The organism is Lysinibacillus sp. CNPSo 3705 (assembly GCF_028674935.1).
Taxonomy (GTDB): Bacteria; Bacillota; Bacilli; order Bacillales_A; family Planococcaceae; genus Lysinibacillus.
This window is the reverse complement of record NZ_JAQZSD010000149.1, coordinates 1-1,889: the sequence shown is the minus strand read 5'-3', so window position 1 is coordinate 1,889 and position 1,889 is coordinate 1. Positions and strand designations below refer to the sequence as shown.

General features: G+C 43.4%; 1 protein-coding gene. It reads right to left on the bottom strand.

Features of this window, described 5'->3' with window-relative positions; genetic code table 11:
* Positions 1–81: 81 nt before the first annotated feature.
* Positions 82–1,338 carry a group II intron reverse transcriptase/maturase gene (ltrA, locus tag PVA17_RS24675; protein ID WP_132364876.1) on the bottom strand — a complete coding sequence of 419 codons (1,257 nt, stop codon included), beginning with the start codon at positions 1,336–1,338 and terminating at the stop codon, positions 82–84.
* Positions 1,339–1,889: the final 551 nt, after the last annotated feature.

The window sequence follows — 1,889 nt, the reverse complement described above, 5'->3', positions numbered from 1 at the left end:
AATCGAGTAGGAGGGAGTGATTAACTCCCGACCTCTCACACCACCGTACGTACGGTTCCGTATACGGCGGTTCAACTAAGATCAATAACGCAAAGTTTCGTAACGACTTTGTAGACTTTTCAGCCCTTGGCTTTCCCAATAGGAATTGCCGAGGGTTCTGTGTAATATGGGGCTTTTTGAGATGCGCCAGTATCCCTTTCGGGTATTTCCCCATTCGTATGCTTTTCCGTATGGAACTTTTAAACGAATGAGATTTCTGACTCTCGTTCGGGGTTTCTTCCAATTCTTCCAAAGACACATTCGTAACCTTCTTTTAATCCAACTGTCTAATTTACTAAATACTGAAGGCGTATCTGCGAGCGCAAAATATCCGCACCAGCCAATTAGATATTGGTTTAGTTTCTTGATACGATATTCCATTGGAAATGGCATCTTTCTAGAGGTAATTTCTCGTATTTTCTTCTTCATTCGTTGAAGGCTTGTTTTCGCCACTCGAACTTTTGGTTCTTTATGGTGTGAAAAACTAAAACCCAAGAATTTTCGATTCCATGGTCGGTCTACAGCCGATTTGGACTCATTTACTTTCAAACGTAATGTCCTTTCGATGAATCGCTGTACACTCGCTATTGTACGCTCTCCCGCACGTTTACTTTTTACATAGATATTGCAGTCATCTGCGTAGCGAACGAATTTATGACCACGTTTCTCTAATTCTTTATCAAGCTCATCTAACACGATATTTGAAAGAAGTGGACTTAATGGTCCACCTTGCGGTGTTCCTTCGTCTGTACTCGAAACAACTCCATTTATCATGACACCAGCTTGGAGATATTTACGGATAAGTTTTAATAATGATTTATCGTGAATACTTTTCGCTAATGTTGCCATTAGTCGGTCGTGGTTGACCTTATCAAAGAATTTCTCTAAATCCATATCCACAACCCAACGATATCCTTCTTTCATATAACCCTTCGCTTTCCGGACTGCGTCATGAGCACTCCGATTTGGTCGGAACCCATAACTGTTGTCCGAAAAAGTTTGATCATATTCCTTTGATAATATCTGCGATATGGCTTGTTGAATCAAACGGTCTGTCACGGTTGGGATTCCTAATAGACGCACACCGCCGTCTGGTTTCGGGATTTCGACACGAAGTACTGGTTGCGGTTCATAGGTTCCCGCTAGAATTTGCGCTTTAATGGATTCCCAGTTTTCGAGGATGTGCTGACGTAAGGTTTGTACGGGCATCATGTCTACTCCATGGCTTCCTTTATTCGCTTCCACTCGCTTTAATGCTTGTATCATATTCGGCCGTGCTAGAATTTGATTCAACATCACCATTTCGTTCCTTTCCGTGAATAGCTTGTCTTCTTATGCCCATCTGAACTACACCCTCCGCAAATACCCTCATGGACTTCACCATTACTTTCTAAGCGTGAGGTTTCTCTGTTTTCTGTGTTTATTCATTCAGGATGGAATGCCAAGGGCTATTCTCTCTTAGTTGTTAAGTCCTTCCGATTAGTTCTAGACCCAATCGTACTATGACCTCTGCTGACTTCTGATGGTTCAGCTACTTGTCACCAAGTAGGTTATGAAGGGTACTTCACGTTTCCATCAGACCTCCCCGGGTAAGCGTATGCACTTTCACACCATCTATCCGCCTCATTTACTCGATATGACCTTTGACAGAAAGGACTTTGTGTTGTTAAGCACACTCATCCAATCATACCTAGCCTTTTATGAGATTCGTGTTCCTCGGACCAGTGTTTTGCCTCCAGCTTCCTTCAGATTCCGCGTCACCACGGACACCCTTGCTCTTGGCTAACCTCTACTTCTGTCTTCGGGGTTCGGGACTTACACCCTATAGTTCATACGCATGCCGGGCGCAC